The sequence below is a fragment of the Flavobacteriales bacterium genome (assembly GCA_026129465.1).
In the GTDB taxonomy this organism is placed as follows: domain Bacteria; phylum Bacteroidota; class Bacteroidia; order Flavobacteriales_F; family PHOS-HE28; genus PHOS-HE28.
In genome coordinates, this window is sequence record JAHCIA010000001.1 from 2,797,060 (window position 1) to 2,814,230 (window position 17,171).

General features: G+C 63.0%; 11 protein-coding genes. 6 read left to right on the plus strand and 5 right to left on the minus strand.

Annotated features, from left to right (window positions below):
* The first annotated feature begins 82 nt into the window (after window positions 1-82).
* Window positions 83-5,086 carry a gliding motility-associated C-terminal domain-containing protein gene (locus KIT10_11890; GenBank protein ID MCW5899959.1) on the plus strand — a complete coding sequence of 1,668 codons (5,004 nt, stop codon included), beginning with the start codon at window positions 83-85 and terminating at the stop codon, window positions 5,084-5,086.
* A 119-nt stretch (window positions 5,087-5,205) separates the two neighbouring features.
* Here the strand turns inward: KIT10_11890 and KIT10_11895 are convergent, their stop codons facing one another.
* Together KIT10_11895 and KIT10_11900 are read right to left on the minus strand one after the other, a co-directional pair.
* The gene (locus tag KIT10_11895; protein MCW5899960.1) at window positions 5,206-5,988 is read right to left on the minus strand and encodes an amidohydrolase; all 783 of its coding nucleotides are present in this window, start codon (window positions 5,986-5,988) and stop codon (window positions 5,206-5,208) included.
* Window positions 5,976-7,121: a pyridoxal phosphate-dependent aminotransferase gene (locus tag KIT10_11900; protein MCW5899961.1), complete on the minus strand. Its 1,146-nt coding sequence runs from the start codon at window positions 7,119-7,121 to the stop codon at window positions 5,976-5,978. The genes KIT10_11895 and KIT10_11900 overlap by 13 nt, the downstream gene beginning before the upstream one ends.
* A gap of 329 nt (window positions 7,122-7,450) precedes the next feature.
* On the opposite strand from KIT10_11900, the gene KIT10_11905 reads away from it, so the two are divergent.
* The 4 genes from KIT10_11905 (at window position 7,451) to KIT10_11920 (ending at window position 12,643) form a co-directional block, all read left to right on the plus strand.
* The gene (locus KIT10_11905; protein ID MCW5899962.1) at window positions 7,451-8,422 is read left to right on the plus strand and encodes a hypothetical protein; all 972 of its coding nucleotides are present in this window, start codon (window positions 7,451-7,453) and stop codon (window positions 8,420-8,422) included.
* A gap of 323 nt (window positions 8,423-8,745) precedes the next feature.
* Entirely contained in the window at window positions 8,746-9,933 is a 1,188-nt protein-coding gene (locus tag KIT10_11910; GenBank protein MCW5899963.1) for a T9SS type A sorting domain-containing protein, read from the plus strand.
* Window positions 9,934-10,178: 245 nt separating this feature from the next.
* Window positions 10,179-11,084, plus strand: a complete 906-nt coding sequence (locus KIT10_11915) for a hypothetical protein (GenBank protein ID MCW5899964.1) — start codon at window positions 10,179-10,181, stop codon at window positions 11,082-11,084.
* A 524-nt stretch (window positions 11,085-11,608) separates the two neighbouring features.
* On the plus strand, window positions 11,609-12,643 hold the full coding sequence (locus KIT10_11920; protein MCW5899965.1) for a T9SS type A sorting domain-containing protein: 1,035 nt from the start codon (window positions 11,609-11,611) through the stop codon (window positions 12,641-12,643).
* An 80-nt stretch (window positions 12,644-12,723) separates the two neighbouring features.
* On the opposite strand, the gene KIT10_11925 is transcribed toward KIT10_11920, so the two are convergent.
* The 3 genes from KIT10_11925 to polA all read right to left on the minus strand — a co-directional run bounded on the left by KIT10_11925 (window position 12,724) and on the right by polA (window position 16,967).
* Window positions 12,724-13,167, minus strand: a complete 444-nt coding sequence (locus KIT10_11925; GenBank protein ID MCW5899966.1) for a hypothetical protein — start codon at window positions 13,165-13,167, stop codon at window positions 12,724-12,726.
* 8 nt (window positions 13,168-13,175) lie between these two features.
* Window positions 13,176-14,039, minus strand: coding sequence for a hypothetical protein (locus KIT10_11930; GenBank protein ID MCW5899967.1), 864 nt, complete (start codon window positions 14,037-14,039; stop codon window positions 13,176-13,178).
* Between the two features lie 84 nt (window positions 14,040-14,123).
* Window positions 14,124-16,967: a DNA polymerase I gene (polA, locus tag KIT10_11935; GenBank protein MCW5899968.1), complete on the minus strand. Its 2,844-nt coding sequence runs from the start codon at window positions 16,965-16,967 to the stop codon at window positions 14,124-14,126.
* Window positions 16,968-16,990: 23 nt separating this feature from the next.
* Here polA and KIT10_11940 point away from each other — a divergent pair, with 23 nt between their 5' ends.
* A complete protein-coding gene (locus KIT10_11940; GenBank protein ID MCW5899969.1) occupies window positions 16,991-17,167 on the plus strand; it encodes a hypothetical protein in 177 nt (58 codons plus the stop codon).
* Window positions 17,168-17,171: the final 4 nt, after the last annotated feature.

Below are 17,171 nucleotides of genomic sequence, written 5' to 3' on the forward strand. Positions count from 1 at the left end.
CGTCGATGTATTTCGGCCCTTGAACCCTGGTCACGGGGTACCCGTAGAACGGCCGCCACCACCCTGCTCTTCGGTGGAGCCGATGTCCCATAGCCCCCTGGTATCCAAGCGTTCCCTGCGCCTGCTGGCCATTGCCACGGTGCTGGCCGCCACCGCCTCCACGGCGCAGGACCCGACCCTGGTCCCCACGCGCGGAAAGCGCTTCTGGACGGGCTACATGCAGAACGGATTCGGTGCGCAAACACTCCAGGTGCACATCATGGGCACCACCGCCACCACGGGTACGGTGAGCATGCCGCATACGGGCTGGAGCACCAACTTCAATGTGCCGCTCAACGGCGTGGCCGTGGTGAACGTGCCCAATGTGGCCGAGCACTTCGGATCGGAGCAGGTGCTGGGCAAAGGCGTGTTGATCCAGGCGCAGGACAGTGTGAACGTGCTGATGACCAGCATGCAGAATTTCACCCGGGACCTGGCGCAAGTGTTGCCGGTCGGATCACTGGGCACGAACTACCGGGTGGACAGCCACCGCGGCCTGCTGGTGGCCAACAATTCCTTCCGCAGCGAACTGCTGATCGTGGCCACCGAGGATGGCACAGAGGTGCGCATCACGCCCACCGTGCCCACCCTGGGCGGCCGCCCGGCGGGTGTGCCCTTCACCGTGGCGTTGAACGCCGGGCAGAGCTACCAGATCCAGGCGCAGAACTCCTCGATGGACCTCACGGGCACCCTGGTCGAGGCCACCGAGGCCAGCGGCCCCTGCAGGCCTTTTGTGGTGCAGGGTGGCGTGATGTGCGCCGAGGTACCGCCGGGTTGTGCGGCCTGCGATGTGATGTTCTCGCAATTGATCCCAAGAGAAGCCTGGGGCACACGCTACCACACGGTGCCGGTGCAGGGCGTGAACATCAAATCGTACCGGGTGCTGGCGGACCAGAACAGCACCAGCGTGTCCATCAACGGCGGCCCACCGATCCTGCTCAACGCGGGGCAGACCCACATGGTCAACGGGGCCACCGCGCCGGTGTGCATCCAGGCGGACAAGCCCGTGAGTGCCGTGCAGTTCCTCGAAGGTCTTGATTGCGCCGGTGCCGGCGACCCCTCCATGGTGCTGCTCTCGCCGGTGGAGCGGATGTCCAAAAGCGCGCTCTACCATGCTGTGTCCTCCTCGCAACTCAACCAGCACTCCATCAGCCTGGTGGTGCCGCCAGCGAGCGTGGGCCAGGTGACCCTCGACGGGATCCCCATCCCAGCGGGGCTCTTTCTGCCCTATTCCGGCTGCGCCGACCGCCTGCACGCGCGCATGCCTGTCGCGCCAGGCACCCATCGCGTAGCCTCGCCGCATGGATTCCAACTCTACGCCTTCGGCCTGGGCTCGGGCGAGAGTTACGCCGCGTCGGTACACGACATCGGTGGGGTGCCGGTGCAACAGGACAGCGTGGTCTGCGGTGGCGGCCCCATCGTGCTGAATGCCCCCGAACCCTTGGCCAACGCGGTATGGACCGCGGCCAGCGACCCCAGCACGGTGATCGGCACCGGCAACAGCCTGGCGATCGACCCGGTGCAGAGTGAGAGCTACACGGTATCAGGTGTCGCGCCCCTCACGGGCTGCCCTTCGAGCTTCACCTTCCATGTGGGCGTTCCGCTCACCATTCCCACCCTGCTCACCGCCAACGACGAAGCCACGATCAACGTGTGCCAGTACCAGCCCGTGCAACTGGCCCTGGTGCCGCCACCGGACCCCGCGTGGTTCGAGGTGCTTTGGTCGCCGGCCGCCATGCTCTCCGACGCCACCATCAGCGATCCCGTGGCCACGCCGCTGGAGGACACCTGGTACACGGTGCAAGTGACGAGTCCTTCGGGTTGCGGCGACATGACCGACAGCCTCTTCGTGGGCGTCACCACCGGCTCGGTGCTGAAGTTGGATGCCACCGCTTCCGACACGGCGATCTGCCTGGGTGAAAGCATCACCTTGAACAGCAGCACCCTGCACGTGATCGCCGAGGACCGCTTCAACCTGCCCGCGCCGGGCCCGATCTGGGCGGCGGTGCAGGGCGGCACGGTGAGCACCGCCTGCGGCAGTGTTAGTGGTGGGGCGCTCTACTTCAACGGCAACGGCCAGCGCTCCGCGCACACCCAGGCGCTCAACACCCTGGGCGGCGGCGAGGTACGTTTCCACCTGAAGATCGCCAACGGCACCGCTCCCTGCCAGGACGCCGACCCCGGTGAGGATGTGGTGCTGGAGTGGAGCACCAACTTCGGCTTCTCCTGGAACCTCCTCGCACTCTACGTGGAGAGCGCCTATCCGGCGTTCGCACCCATCATCGCGCCCATTCCACCACCCGCCCAGAGCGCGAACACCATGTTCCGGCTGCGGCAGGTGAGCAACAGCGGCGCGGGGCAGGACAATTGGGCCTTCGACGAGTTCCGGGTGGCGCGCTACGACAACACCTGGCTCGCGCTCACTTGGAGCGGCGGGCCGGTGGGCAACGCCAATGCGCCGCAGACCAGCGCGCAGCCACAGGCCAGTGGGTGGTACACCCTCTCCGGCATCGACCCCGCTGCCGGATGCGCTTACAGCGATTCGGTGTACATCCACGTGGCGCCGGCCTTCACGCTCCAGGTGACCAACGACACCACCCTTTGCGACATCGCGGGCATCGGGCTGCAGGTGGTGCCCAGCTTCGATTCGCTCACCACCTACGTGTGGACACCGAACAACGGAACGCTCAGCAGCACCACCTCGGCCACGCCCACGGCGACGCCCACCAGCACCACGACCTACCATGTGCAGGCGACCAACGCCTTGGGCTGCATCGCTTCGGAGCAGGTGACGATCACCGTGAACACCTTGCTCGGCCTGACCGTGAGCGCAGACGCGTTGACGCTTTGCCAGGGGCAGAGCACGCCCGTGCAGGCCAATGCCAGTGGGGGAAGCAACTTGTCCTACCAGTGGACCGGTGCGGGATTGAGCAACTATGCGATCGCCGCGCCCGTGGCGACGCCCACGCAGACCACCACCTACACCGTCACCGTCACCGATGGGCCTTCCGGCTGTTCGTTGACGGGTTCGGTCACCGTGACCGTGACGACAGGCTACACGGCGAACGCCGGTCCGGACCTCACGCTGTGCAGTGCCCTGGGCCATCAGCTCAGCGTGCAGCACAACGTGCCTGGCGCCACCTACCAGTGGACACCCGCTGCCAACCTCAACGCGGCGAACATCCAATCGCCCACGATCCTGGCCGATCAGACCGCCACGTACACGGTCACGGTCACCGATGCGAACGGCTGCTCGGTGAGCGATCAGGTGGTGATCACGCGCGCCTTCGAGGGTATGCCCGCACAGAGCGTGGTGGCGAGTTGCGCTGACGCGCCACCCCTGCTTTCGGCCCCACAGCCCGGGGTGTCCTACCAATGGAGCACCGGCCAGCAGACCCCTTCGATCACGCCGAACGCGAGCGGCAACTACACGCTCACCATCACCGATGCGCAAGGCTGCCAGGGCATCACCACCTTCCAGGTGACGCTGCATCCGATGCCGGTGGTCGATCTCGGCACGGACGTGTCGCTCTGCGGAGCCAACAGCCACACGCTCGATGCCGGCAACGCGGGCAACACCATCCTCTGGAGCACCGGTCAGGGCACATCGCAGATCTCCGTCAACACCAGCGGTACCTACAGCGTCACGGTCACCACGCCGCAAGGTTGCAGCGCCAGCGATGCCGTGCAGGTCGCCTTCCACGCATCGCCCGTGAACACCCTGGAGGATGTCACCGCCTGTGAGACCACGCCGCCTGTGCTCAACGCGGGCAACGCCGGTTCCTCCTACCTGTGGAGCAACGGTGCCACCACGCAAACGATCACGCCAGGCGCTTCAGGCGACTACAGCGTGACCATCACCACGCCACAGAACTGCACCGCGACCTACACCGCGCAAGTGACGCTCGCGCCGGCCATCACGGTGGACCTCGGCCCCGATGTGAGCATCTGCCCCGGCCAGACCGAAACGCTTGACGCTGGCAATCCCGGCGCGCAGTTCGTTTGGAGCAATGGCCAGGACACACCCACCATCGAAGTGGGCGCCGGAGGCACCTACAGCGTGACGGTGAGCAACGGCTTCTGTTCCGCCAGTGATGCGGTGCTGGTGACGCTGTTGAGTGGACCGGTGGACAACTTGAGCGATGTGGCCGTGTGCAACGACCAGAGCGTGACCCTCGATGCGGGGAACCCCGGCGCCGACTTCTTTTGGAACACCGGTGCCAGCACCCAGAGCATCGCCGCGCCAACGAGCGGGATGTACAGTGTGGGGATCACCCTGCCGAATGGTTGCACCGGAACCTTCAGTGCACAGGTGGACCTGGTGCCACCGCCGGCCTTGGAACTCGGCGCGGACACCGTGCTGTGCGCTGGGCAGATCCTGCAGTTGAACGCGTTCTCACCAGCTTCCACCTATCTGTGGAGCGATGGCAGCACGGCGCCCTCGCTGGCGGTGACGGCCAACGGCACCTACAGCGTGACGGTGAGCAACGGTTTCTGTACCGTGAGCGATGCCATCACGGCGATCTTCAACCCATCGCCCGTGCGCATGGCCGTGCGACAAGTGTTCACCTGCCTGGATGAGGAGCCCCACCACGCCGCGCTTGATGCCGGCAATCCCGGTTCGCGCTATGTGTGGAGCACGGGCGCCGAGTCGCAGGTGATCCTCGCCGGGGCCTACGGCTGGTACTTCGTGGACATCACCAACGTGTTCGACTGCGCGCTGCGCGACAGTGTGGTGGTGAGTGAGTACTGCCCCTCGGCGATCTATGTGCCCAACACCTTCACGCCGAATGGTGACGGCACCAACGACGTGTTCCTGCCCGTGGGCACCAACATCGCCACCATGGAACTGCTGGTCTTCGATCGGTGGGGCGCGGTGATCTTCGAGAGCAAGGACCCGAACCTCGGCTGGGACGGCACCTACCGCGGACAGGAGGTGAAGAACGACATCTACATGTGGCGCATGCGGTACCGCTTCTACGAGGATGCCAATGGTACGCTGGGCATGGAGCAGCAGCGCATGGGGCATATCCAGGTGTTGCGGTAGTTGTGGACGATCACGCTCTGATGCTGGAGTGGGTCTTCATGATCCAAGTGTGAGGGTGAAAGAGTGCGGGCGTGCAAGGGCCGTCTCTCACACGCTCTCACCCTCAAACCCCATCACCCTTACAACCCTTCTATCGTGGATCTGTCCGCGTCCAGATGCGCGGGGAACTTCGCGCGGAACTCCAGCAGCGATGCGGCGTCCAAGGTCACGGTGAGCAGACCCTCCTTGGAGGGTTCCAAGGTGCCGATCGCTTCGCCGCGCGGGTCCAGCGCCACCGAATCGCCGCTGTAGTGGATGCCCTTGCCGTCCATGCCCACGCGGTTCACGCCTGCCACGTAGGCGAGGTTCTCGATGGCGCGCGCGATCAGCAATTGCGACCAGGGCCTGCGCCGTGCCTCGGGCCAGTTGGCCACGTACAGCGCCAGGTCGTAGTCCTCGCGGTTGCGGCTGAAGACCGGGAAGCGCAGATCGTAGCACACCTGCAGCAGGATGCGCCAGCCGCCGTGCTCCACCACCACGCGTCGGATGCCCGGAGCGAAGTGGGCATGCTCCTCCGCCATGCGGAAGAGGTGCCGCTTGTCGTAATGCGCCACGGAGCCATCGGGCTTCACGAACAGACCACGATTGAAGTACCGGCCCCCGTCCTCCACGATGATGCTGCCGTAGACCGCCGCGCCGAGGGTCTTCGCCTGTTCGCGCAACCACTTGACGGTCGGGCCATCCATGGACTCGGCCAACCCTTCGCTGCGCATGCTGAAACCCGTGGTGAACATTTCCGGCAGCAGAACCAGGTCCGTGGTGTCCGCCAGTGCACGCAGCCGTTCGGCGAACATGCGGCGGTTCGCTTCGGCATCCTCCCAGTGGAGCATGCTCTGCACCAGTGTGACCCTCAGATCTTGCATAGCCTGTCGATGGCGGCATCCAAGGTAGCCTCCTGCTTGGCGAAGCAGAAACGTAACAGCCGTTGGTCCTTGGGCGGGTCGGCGTAGAAGGGCGAGAGCGGGATGGCCGCCACGCCATGTTCCCTGGCCAGCCATTCGCAGAACGCGCGATCGCCGAGCTCGCTGATGGCGCCGTAGTCCGCCACCTGGAAGTAGGAGCCTTCGCAGGGCAGCAACTGGAAGCGTGAGCCGCGCAGCCCTTCGGCGAACCGGTCGCGCTTGGCCTGATAGAAGGCGGGAAGTGAAGTGTATCGCGCCGGATCGGCCAGGTAATTCGTGAGCGCGTGCTGCATGGGGGTGTTCACGCTGAACACATTGAACTGGTGCACCTTGCGGAACAAGGCCATCAGCTCCTTGGGCGCCAGTACATAGCCGGTCTTCCAGCCGGTGGCGTGGAACACCTTGCCGAAGCTGAACACCACGAAGGCCCTTTCGCGCAGCGCCGGGTGGCCGATCACCGAAGCGTGCGGCTCGCCGTCGAAGACCAGATGCTCATACACCTCGTCGCTGATCAGCAGGATGTCCGTGCCGTGGAGCATGGCCGCGATGGCGTCCAGATCGGCGGCCCGCAGGATGGTGCCACCCGGATTGTGTGGCGTGTTGATCATCACCGCGCGGGTGCGTGGGGTGATCGCGGCGCGCAGGGCCCCGGCATCGAAGCGCATCCGGTCATCCAGGCGCACATGCACCGGGCTGCCGCCGAAGAGCCGCACGCTGGGCGCGTAGCAGTCGTAGGCCGGATCGATCACCACCACTTCATCGCCCGGGCGCACCACGGCGCCCAGCGCGGTGAAGAGCGCTTGTGTACCCCCGGCCGTGATGGTGATCTCCGTAGCCGGATCATAGGCATGGCCGTAAAGCGCTTCCACCTTGGCGGCGAGCGCCTCGCGCAGGCCGGGCAACCCGGGCATGGGCGCATACTGGTTGTGGCCCCCGCGCATGGCCTCCTGCACCAGCGACACCAGTTCGGGATCCACGGGAAAATCGGGAAATCCCTGGCTGAGATTGATGGCGCCGGTCTCCTGGGCCAATTGGCTCATCACGGCGAAGATGGTGGTGCCCACGTCGGGCAGTTTGTCGGCGGGCAGGCGCATGCGGCCAAGCTACACATGGGGCATTACGGGGCGTACTGGCACGCGGCTGTTCGGAGCCAACAGAGGAACAGCGATATCGTGTACCATGGGATCACCCCTGAATCGGGCACGCCATGCGCCAGTTCCAAGTGGATCCCAGTGGTTTGTGAGACGCGCAGGAACAGGAAATGAGCTGTGGAATACCACGTGAAGGCAGGCATCTGGTTTGGTCCGCACCTCGTTGTTATCCACCTTCATCTTCCACAATAAATTCAACCGCCATGCGACATACAACATCCAACATCCAACATCCAACCAGATCAGCCCATAGGCTGGCGGCCCTTGCCCTGATGAGCGCCGTGCTGATCACCGCCTGCCGCAAGGAAGCACGCGGCCCCGCCTTACCCGGCAGCACCAGCGAAGCCGCGCAGGTGAACCCCACCCCCCGCATCAAAGCTTTCATTGAACGCGCCCTGGCTTCAGACGCCAAGAGCGGCGGTTTCCTGAGTGTGGACAGCGCCGTGTGGTATGTGGAGGCGGCGCTGAACTACAGCATGACGGGATCGGGCTTGCCCAATGAAGATATCGTGGTGTATCCCTTCGAGGTCCTGGTGGAAACTATCGGTGACCATGTGGATGCACATGCCACGTCACAGGCTTTCCTGTCTTTCGCTACGTCCATGGAGGCGGTCGCCGACGCGGGTCGCCACTGGGTCATTGTGGATATTGTAGCGGAAAGGAGTGGAAGCCGGCTCAAGCTGGATTGCTTCGCGTATAGCGCGACTGGCGGCGCCAAACTGAACACGAATTTCGGCTCCAACGACTATTGGCTCTGGGGAGGAGGCAGCAGCAGTTGCGCCTGTCCCTCACACACGGGGAACAACCCCGGGATCTGTGCTGACAAGCGGATCGAGGCGCGCATCAACGCCGCCATCGGCAGCATAGGGGTGGACTGCTACCACATCAATGTGGAGACGTGGTACATACGGGATAGTCAGAATTTGGGATCGAACCAGTACGGCTATGACGATTTTCTGAACCCGAACGATAGCACGCAGTGGGATTGGTTCTTCGACTATCAGACGTATGCGTGTGTGACGTCCGGTGGCTGTACGTCCTGCCTGGACCCCACGGACCATAGTTTCTACACACAGGGTACATGGGATGTGGCACAGACGATACGGGCGACCCATTGCCCGACCAAGGATCTCGTGGTGGCCGCGGTCAACGGGACCACGCTGACCTGCACAGGTGGCTGTGGGTTCTATCTCCATGTGGCCGACTTCACCTATGGGTTCAAGGTATGTGGCGAGGACTCTTGATCCGAGCGGCGCTTCATTCTTGCGTCTTTTTATGGGAACCCGCGAAGGCGCAGAATGACTGGGTGTATGTGGGTGATCATTTGCCCAGCGAGTGCAATATCACCGATGCTGTGGAACTCTCTACGGGCTTCCTGCTCACGCGCATTGACAAAGGCATTGGAGGTACACAGCCCTTCACATCGTCCGTGATCCACTTGAATGGTAGTGGCAGTGTATCAGAGGTCATCCCATTGGCCGTGGGTTCTGCCTCCGCTGGTGTCGTGTCGATAATGTCAAGCTCGGACAATGACGGACACTATCTCAATGGATTGTGGCGCGGTGCCATGGAGAACGCCACCGGGTTCTATCATGGCAAACTCTCAAGTACGGGTCAGGTCATTTACGAGCAGACCTTCACGTTCCCTGGTCTGATCTCGACGAGTCTCGAGAATGTCCTGGTCACGCAGACAGGAGATCTGGTTCTGCCGGGAACAGGAACGACCGGCCCTTCTCCCATACCCAATGCCCTGGTCTTGCTACGTGTGTCCCCAGAGGGCGATTCGCTACACTCCGCTCAGTATCAGGTATCATCTGGCGTGTCGATCACGCGGCATGCGATCGAGCGTGGGGATGGCATCCTGGTCTCCATGCAAGGCGGCCCTGCATTTGAACTGGGAGGGGGGACCAAGTATGTCCTTCTCGATGATGACTTCAACGCGACAGGCGGGTTCCTCGCGCCAAATGTGGGCGGTCAACCGGAAGACTATCACCCGGACAGTCTTTTCCGCATACCCATGGATATGGTCGCCGTGGGCGGATCGGCCATCATGGTGTCCGGCGAGATAGGCCTCAACAGCCTCGGGAAAAGGGCAGGTGTAATGGTCATTGATGATCAGGGGACACTCCTCAGGCAGTTCCTGCCACAGAGTGCGTACCTGCATGATCACCCTCCGCTGTTATCCGGCTTGGCGCAGAAGGACGATAACGGATACTACTTCGCCATGGTCGAGAATTTTCACGCAGGTATGTTGCCCTACGAACCGATAGAACCCAGCAGAGCGAGGGTCTTTTTGCTCGACAGCCTGCTCCAAGCTCATTGCACGTTCGTTCTGGATGGATCTGAGGACAATGTCTACTATTCCTTGGACCGCATTCGTGCAGCGTCCGATGGCGGGTTCATCCTGATGGGCTCGCGCAAGCTCATCGGTTCGGGCCAGCGCTTTCAGGCCTGGGCCCAGAAGTTCCCGCCCGAAGCCTGCCAGCCTGTGGGCGTGGATGAGCATGCACCACTATCCGCCCACCTCTTCCCCAACCCCGGCACCGAGGGCTTCGCCGCCACGCTGAACGGCCCGGTGGTGCAGGGCGGCACCTTGCGGCTCTTCGAAGCCCAGGGGCGGCTGGTGGGCAGTGTGCCGGTGCAGCAGAGCAGCGCCCGCTTCAATGCGCAGGGCCTGGTGCCGGGCATGTACTTCTACCACATCAGCGATGCGCAAGGCCGGTCGCGTGGGAGTGGGAAGTGGGTGAAGGAGTGAGATGCACCATGGGATCACCCCTGTATCGGGCACGCCATGCGCCCGTTCCAAGTGGATCCCAGTGGTTTGTGTGATACGCTTCAACCGGAATTCCGCAGTGGAACTCCACGTGAACGCAGGCATCTGGTTTGGACCGCCCCTCGTTGTTATCCACCTTCATCTTCCACAACAAATTCAACCGCCATGCGACATCCAACATCCAACATCCAACCAGATCAGCCCATAGGCTGGCGGCCCTTGCCCTGATGAGCGCCGTGTTGATCACCGCCTGCCGCAAAGAAGCACCCGGCCCCGCCCTGCCCGGTGCCACAAGCGAAGCCGCGCAGGTGAACCCCACCCCCCGCGTCAAAGCTTTCATTGAACGCGCCCTGGCCGCTGACGCCAAGAGCGGCGGTTTCCTGAGTGTGGACAGTGCCGTGTGGTATGTGGAGGCGGCGTTGAACTACAGCATGAGGCGAACATGGCTGGATGCGAATGAACTCATCCTGGATTCTATGCAAGTGGTGGTGCCCGTTACAGACCAAAGGATCACGGCTTGGGATGCGGGACAGGCTTTTCTGGCCTTGTCAGAAGCGCTCTCGGCGAATGACCAACCCGGGGTATCACACTTGGTGGTGATCGACGTGTCGCAAGGGTCTGCGGGCGTTGGTTTGACGCTGTGTGCGACCGCCTTGGTGGGTTCCGGGTATGACAAGTCGTTGAATACCAGCTATGGGGCGAATGACTACTTCATGGCCTATGGTGGACTGTCAAGTTGTGGCTGTGGCCCGAACCAAGGAGGGACGGGATTATGTGCCGACAAGCAGATCCAGAACAGGGTCAACTTCGCCTTGGTCCATCCGGTGAACAGCTATTGGACGGATATCGAGAACAAGCAGCTTACTGCCTCCTCGTTGCCGCTTGGGGGGATATGGCAATGTGAAGGAACCGTGTTCGAGCCATGTGATGCATGCTTCACTCCGTCCATGATGGCCCAGTACACACAGGGTACTTGGGATGTGATATGGTTCAATACACCTTCTGGTAAGGAGCCGATCAGGACAACGGTGTTCCCCAACACCTTCACATTGCCCTATCCGGATGACGATATTCACATACAACAGCACGTTGCGGAAGCCAGATATGGGATCAACAATTTGCCGTCAGAGTGATGCGATTGATCTCGGTGACAATTGCCGTATTGGTCGTGCTGTTCATGTATGCCCAGAACTCTTGGACGTTCGAAGGGTCGGGGGAATGGCAGGAAGGGGATGCCATGCTTCTTGACGTCGTGGAGACCGGGAGCGGCTATTTGATCGGAGCCGGAAACCGATCGGGCTCTGGCAGCACTTCCGCTTGGTATGGCCACTTGCTAAAGTTGGATCCGCATGGCGCATTGCTGACCTCGAGGAGGCTCTGGAACCATGATGACATTCACTACTCCATCGTATCGATCCAAGAGGATCTTGCCTCGGGTGATTGGTTGGTCTTCGGCCATATCAGGGATGCGGAAGGCGCACGGGGCATTGCCACTTATAGATGCCATGCGGACCTCACGCCGATCGATTCTTCGTACCATGTTTTTCCGGGGCTTGGACTTGTTTCTTTCGGCAATGTCACCCGTGATACGGATGGTACGTATTTGATCGCGGCCGCAGGAAGGGTCAGTACACCCCTGCCTGACAGGATGATCCTCATGCGATTCGGGGCCGATGGCGATCTGCTCGACGAGCGGACCTTTCTGCTCACGGCTCAACCACCCCCGATAGCGCATCCCTATGTCATTCCAAGACATGTGATCACCATGGACGGTGGTGGATCCTTGGTGGGCTGTGCCGGTGACCTGCAGGATGTGATACCTTCCGAGCGCAGTTCGTTCCACCGGTTCGACCAAGCGTTCACGCTGCAAGGATCATTCTACCCCCCGCATGCCGATGGCAGTGTGGACCCATGGGGCATCGCGGAAGGTTGGAAGACCATAAGCGAACACCATTTCATGCACCGCCAGACCAATGGGGACTTGATCGTCAGTGGCCGCCGGGGTTCATTGAGCCACGGTTATCGTGCCGCGATCAACCGGATAACGGAAGATGGAGGATGGATCTCCGCGTTCCTGCCGGAAAGCAGTTCGTGGTACGACTATCCATTCATGTTGAATTCATCCTGGCAACGGGAAGATGGCAGGGTGCTTTTCGGAATGATCGAAGCATATCACACGCCTGTGGCCGGGTTGCCCTTGGACCCCAACCGGATACATGTGTGGGAGTTGGACACGATGCTGAACCCGCTCTGCAGTGCGCAAGTGGCCCATGGTGATGAGTTGGATCTGTATTACCAGCCGCAACGCATCAAGGCCACATCGGATGGCGGCATCATCGTGATCGGCGGCGTGGCTTCCCTGAGCGACCCCAACCCCATTTTCGACTACTGGGCTGTGAAGCTGGGGCCGGATGATTGCCTGACCATCGGCATGGAGGAGCATGCATCACTTTCCGCCCACCTCTTCCCCAACCCCGGTACCGAGGGCTTCACCGCCACGCTGAACGGCCCGGTGGTGCACGGCGGCACCTTGCGGCTCTTCGATGCCCAGGGGCGTCTGGCGGGCACCACGCCGGTGCAGCAGAGCAGCGCCCGCTTCAATGCGCAGGGCCTGGTGCCGGGCATGTACTTCTACCACATCAGCGATGCGCATGGCCGGCCACGGGGCAGCGGGAAGTGGGTGAAGGAGTGAGCGACGGTCCCCAAAGCCTGCGCGGGGCGCCTGTGAACAGAACACCCCGCGCAGGGTTCGGCGGACGTACCAGAGCGCCGCTATTCCTTGAAGCCGGTGAGGATGGCCACGCAGCCCACGTGCACCATGTCGCTGGAGCCGCGGGTGGGCACCCACACCACCACCCTCATCTGCGTGGTGCTGGCCACTTTGAAGTCGAACGACTTCTTGGGCTCGTCGGCGAGGCTCTCGAAGACGGTCTTGTTGTTGGTGTCCACCAGCTTCCAGTTCACCTCGCCCAGGATGGGGTGTACGCACACCATCACGCGGTATTCCTGGCCGGAGTAGAAGGTGAGGTTCACCTCGGCCTCTTCGCCGGGGGCGAGCTGGGCACCGTTGAAGGACTCATTGAACTTGTAGGGCGCCAGGTCGGGCACGCACTTGTTCTTGGCGAAGCTGCGGCACTGGGCCTGTGCGGCACCGGCCAGCAGCAGCAGCATGGCGGCCAGGGCGGCGATCGCGAGGGGGTTCCGTCGGGTGGTCATGGTGCCGCTCAGTTGATGTAGTTCGTGCGGATGGCCGCGGCCCGGTCGCGGATGGCGGTGAGTTGTTCCTGGGTGAGGCCGGCCGTTGGGGCACCGCCACCGATGACCGTTACACCGTTCTCCTGGGTGACGCTGCTGCCCCCGGCGGGGATCTCCACCGCGGCGAAGAGGTTCTCCAGGGAGCGCATGTCGGCGCGCACACCGTCCAGGGCGGGGTCCTCGCCTTCGTAGCTGTCCAGCAGGCCCAGGAGGTCGCCCAGGCTCAGTTTCTGTTCCGCCACGCGCTGGCGCAGTTCTGCGCTGTTGCTGGTGGCGGCCACCTGGGTGGCGATGTAGAGACCTTCGACCCAGCCGCCCACCACCATCAGCGCGCTGAGGTGCTCGCGGTCGTTCTCCTTCAGGTAGGCGTCCACCTCCCAGTAGGTCTCGCTGATGATGTTGAGCAGGGAGTCGCGGTCCTGCATGTTCTTCTCCATGCGCTCCAGGGTGCCATCGTTGAAGGCGCCGCTCACGCCCAGGCGGTCGGCGAGCTTCTTGGCGCAGGAGGTGTAGAACATGCTCTCCTGGGTCTGGTTGAAGACGCTGGCGTAGCTGAGGTCCGCGCCGTAGACGCCCAGGTTGAGGGCCTGCTTGCTGGCGGCGGTGTAGCGGTCCACGTTCTTCACATCGTTAAGCAGCTTCCCGTTGTAGTCGGCGCCGGCCTTCTTCAGCAGGGCGGCGGTCTCCATGGGGGAGGGGATGTTGTAGAAGATGTTGCGGGTCTTGCGCAGGCGGGTGTCCTGCACGGTGCCTTCCTGCCCCTCATCGGTGCTAAAGGTGTCCTGGGGTGGCGCATCGCCACCGCAGGCGGCCAGCAACAGGGCCGCGGCCATGAGGCATGGCATGTACGATCGTCTCATCGGCTGCATCGGGTCGGGGGGAAAGTGGCTCAAAGATGCCGGTGGCCTCACGCGCGCTCAGTGCGCTTCCAGCCAGTTTTTCCCCATGTTCATGTCAACAACGAGCGGCACTTCCAGCTTCAGGGCACCTTCCATCCGCTCACGAACGAGCGCTTGTACGGCGGGCGCCTCGTCGAGTTGCGTGTCCAGCACCAGTTCATCATGCACCTGGAGCAGCAGCCTGCTCTTCATGCGCTCCTTCCGCAGACCGGCGTGGATGCGCACCATGGCCAGCTTGATGATGTCGGCGGCGGTGCCCTGCATGGGGGCGTTGATGGCGATGCGTTCGGCCTGGGCGCGCACGGTCTGGTTGGCGCTGTTGATGTCCGGCAGGTAGCGGCGGCGGTCCAGCAGGGTCTTCACATAGCCATGCTTGCGGGCGAATTCGATCTGGGTGTCCATGTATTCGCGTACGCCGGGGAATTGCGCGAAGTAGTCGTCGATGATCTGTTTGGCCTCCGCGCGCGGGATGCCCAGGTTCATGCTGAGGCCGAAGGCGCCCTGCCCGTAGGCGATGCCGAAGTTGACGGCCTTGGCGCGGCCGCGCTGCTCGCGCGTCACCTGGGCGAGGTCCACGTTGAAGACCTTGGCGGCCGTGGCGGCGTGGATGTCCAAGCCTTGGCGGAAGGCCTCCTGCAGGTTGTGGTCGCCGCTCATGTGTGCGATCACGCGCAGCTCGATCTGGCTGTAGTCGGCGCTGAGCAGCAGGTGCCGGTTGTCGCGTGGCACGAAGGCCTTGCGGATGGCGCGGCCCTTCTCGGTGCGGATGGGGATGTTCTGCAGGTTGGGGTCCTCGCTGCTGAGGCGGCCCGTGGCGGCCACGGCCTGGCGGTAGTTGGTGTGCACACGCCCGGTGCGCGGATCGACCATGGTGGGCAGGGTGTCCACGTAGGTGCTCTTCAGCTTGCGCAGCATGCGGTATTCCAGGATCAGCGGCACCACGGGGTGCGCGTCCTTCAGCTCGGCGAGCACGTCCTCGCTGGTCTGGTACTGGCCGGTGCGGGTCTTCTTCGGCTTGTCGCCGCCGATCTTCAAGGTCTCGAAGAGCACGTCGCCCAGTTGCTTAGGCGAGTCGATGTTGAATTCGATGTTCCCGCAGGCTTCCTTGATGGCGCCCTGCAGTTTCAGGATGTCCCCGCCCAGTTCGCGGCCGTAGTCCCTCAAAGCCTCCACATCCAGCCGGATGCCCTCCATCTCCATGTCTCCCAGCACGCGCACCAGGGGCATCTCCATGTCGCGGAAGAGCTGCTCCAGGCCGTCCTCCTGCAGGCGCGGCGCGAAGGCCTCGTACAGCCGCCAGGTGATGTCGGCATCCTCGGCGGCGTATTCGGCCACCTGCTCCACCGGCACCTCGCGCATGCTTTTCTGGCCTTTCCCTTTCGGGCCGATCAGCTCGGTGATGCTCACCGGCCGGTAGCCCAGGACGGTCTCGGCCATGTAGTCCATGCCGTGCCGCAGTTCGGGCTGCAGCAGGTAGTGCGCCAGCATGGTGTCGAACATGGGTCCTGCCAGGTGGACGTCGTAGTTCTCCAGCACGATGAGATCGTACTTGATGTTCTGCCCCACCTTTTCGATGCGGGCATCCTCCAGCACGGCTTTGAAGCGCGCCACGATGGTCTTCGCTTCCGCGCGGTCGGCGGGCACGGGCACATACCATCCAGTGTGCGCTTTCCAACTGAAGGAGAGCCCGACCAATTCCGCGTGGCGCTCGTCGATGCTGGTGGTCTCGGTGTCGAAGCAGAAGCGTTCCAGGCCGGCGAGTTCCTTCGCCAACGCGTCCTGTTCCGCGGCCGTGGCGGCGATGCGGTACTCGTGTTCCGTGGTGTGGATGGTGGCCAGCGGGGTGGTGGATGGCAGCGCGTCACCGGCGTCATCCGGATCGCCACCACTGAACATGTCGATCTGGTCCTCGTGGCGTCCCTTGGCCTTTTTCGCCGGGGCCGCGGGCGCCTGCAATTGCGCTTCCTCCCCGAGCACGGTCTTCAGCAGGTTGCGGAATTCCAGCTCGCTGAACACCTCCAGCACCTTGTCCTTGTCGGGCGGATCGAGGGTGAGGGCGGTGTGGTCGATCTCCACCGGCGCATCGGTGATGATGGTGGCGAGCCGCTTGGAGAAGACGCCCTGCTCGGCATGTTCCTTCACCCTTTCGCCCAGCTTGCCTTTGATCTCATCCGCCCGTTCGATCACCGCCTCCAGGCTGCCGAATTCCTGCACCAGTTTCATGGCGGTCTTCTCGCCCACGCCGGGGATGCCCGGTATGTTGTCCACCGCGTCGCCCATGAGGCCGAGGATGTCGCGCACCTGGTCGGTGTTCTCCAGGCCCCAGCGCGCGCAGATCTCCTTGGGACCGAGCACTTCGGGCGGCGCGCCCGCACGGCCGGGCTTGTACATGAGGACCTTGTCGGTGACCAGCTGCCCGAAGTCCTTGTCGGGCGTGACCATGAAGGTGGTGTAGCTGGTGGCCTCGGCCTGTTTGGCCAGGGTGCCGATCACGTCGTCGGCCTCGTAGCCGTCGCTTTCAAGGATGGGGATGTTGAAGGCCTCGATGATGCGGCGGATGTAGGGGATGTTGCTGCGGATGTCATCGGGCATCTCCTGCCGGTTGGCCTTGTACTCGGTGTGTTCGATGTGGCGGTCGGTGGGCGCGGCGGTATCGAAGACCACGGCGATGTGGGTGGGCTTCTCGCGCTTGATCAGATCGAGCAGGGTGAGCGTGAAACCGAAGGCCGCGCTGGTGTTGAGGCGCTGGCTGTTGATGCGCGGCGCCTTGATGAAACTGAAGTAGGCGCGGTAGATCAGCGCGTAGGCGTCGAGGAGGAAGAGGCGTTTGTCCTCGGCGGCGGTGGGAACTTGTTGGGACATGCGGCCGCCAAGTTAGGCGCGGGATGGCGCGGCTTCGCTGGCGCTTTGGTGAGGAGCCGCAGATGTCGCAGATGACGCAGATGATCGCGCCCCAGGAACTGGTCCGGATGGAAGCGATCGTGTACTTCCTGTCGCTATGCCAGTGCGCAGCTGAAGCCAGCCGCTATCTGCGCTATCTGCGACATCTGCGGCTGAATTGATCCG

What these genes read in the sequence shown, in the direction of transcription:
- KIT10_11905 (MCW5899962.1), top strand. Translation starts at nt 7,451, where the DNA reads ATGAGCGCCGTGCTGATCACCGCCTGCCGCAAGGAAGCACGCGGCCCC.
- KIT10_11920 (MCW5899965.1), top strand. Translation starts at nt 11,609, where the DNA reads ATGCGATTCGGGGCCGATGGCGATCTGCTCGACGAGCGGACCTTTCTG.
- KIT10_11915 (MCW5899964.1), top strand. Translation starts at nt 10,179, where the DNA reads ATGAGCGCCGTGTTGATCACCGCCTGCCGCAAAGAAGCACCCGGCCCC.
- KIT10_11900 (MCW5899961.1), bottom strand. Translation starts at nt 7,121, where the DNA reads ATGCGCCTGCCCGCCGACAAACTGCCCGACGTGGGCACCACCATCTTC.
- KIT10_11930 (MCW5899967.1), bottom strand. Translation starts at nt 14,039, where the DNA reads ATGGCCGCGGCCCTGTTGCTGGCCGCCTGCGGTGGCGATGCGCCACCC.
- KIT10_11890 (MCW5899959.1), top strand. Translation starts at nt 83, where the DNA reads ATGTCCCATAGCCCCCTGGTATCCAAGCGTTCCCTGCGCCTGCTGGCC.
- KIT10_11895 (MCW5899960.1), bottom strand. Translation starts at nt 5,988, where the DNA reads ATGCAAGATCTGAGGGTCACACTGGTGCAGAGCATGCTCCACTGGGAG.
- KIT10_11910 (MCW5899963.1), top strand. Translation starts at nt 8,746, where the DNA reads ATGGAGAACGCCACCGGGTTCTATCATGGCAAACTCTCAAGTACGGGT.
- KIT10_11925 (MCW5899966.1), bottom strand. Translation starts at nt 13,167, where the DNA reads ATGACCACCCGACGGAACCCCCTCGCGATCGCCGCCCTGGCCGCCATG.
- KIT10_11940 (MCW5899969.1), top strand. Translation starts at nt 16,991, where the DNA reads ATGGCGCGGCTTCGCTGGCGCTTTGGTGAGGAGCCGCAGATGTCGCAG.
- polA (MCW5899968.1), bottom strand. Translation starts at nt 16,967, where the DNA reads ATGTCCCAACAAGTTCCCACCGCCGCCGAGGACAAACGCCTCTTCCTC.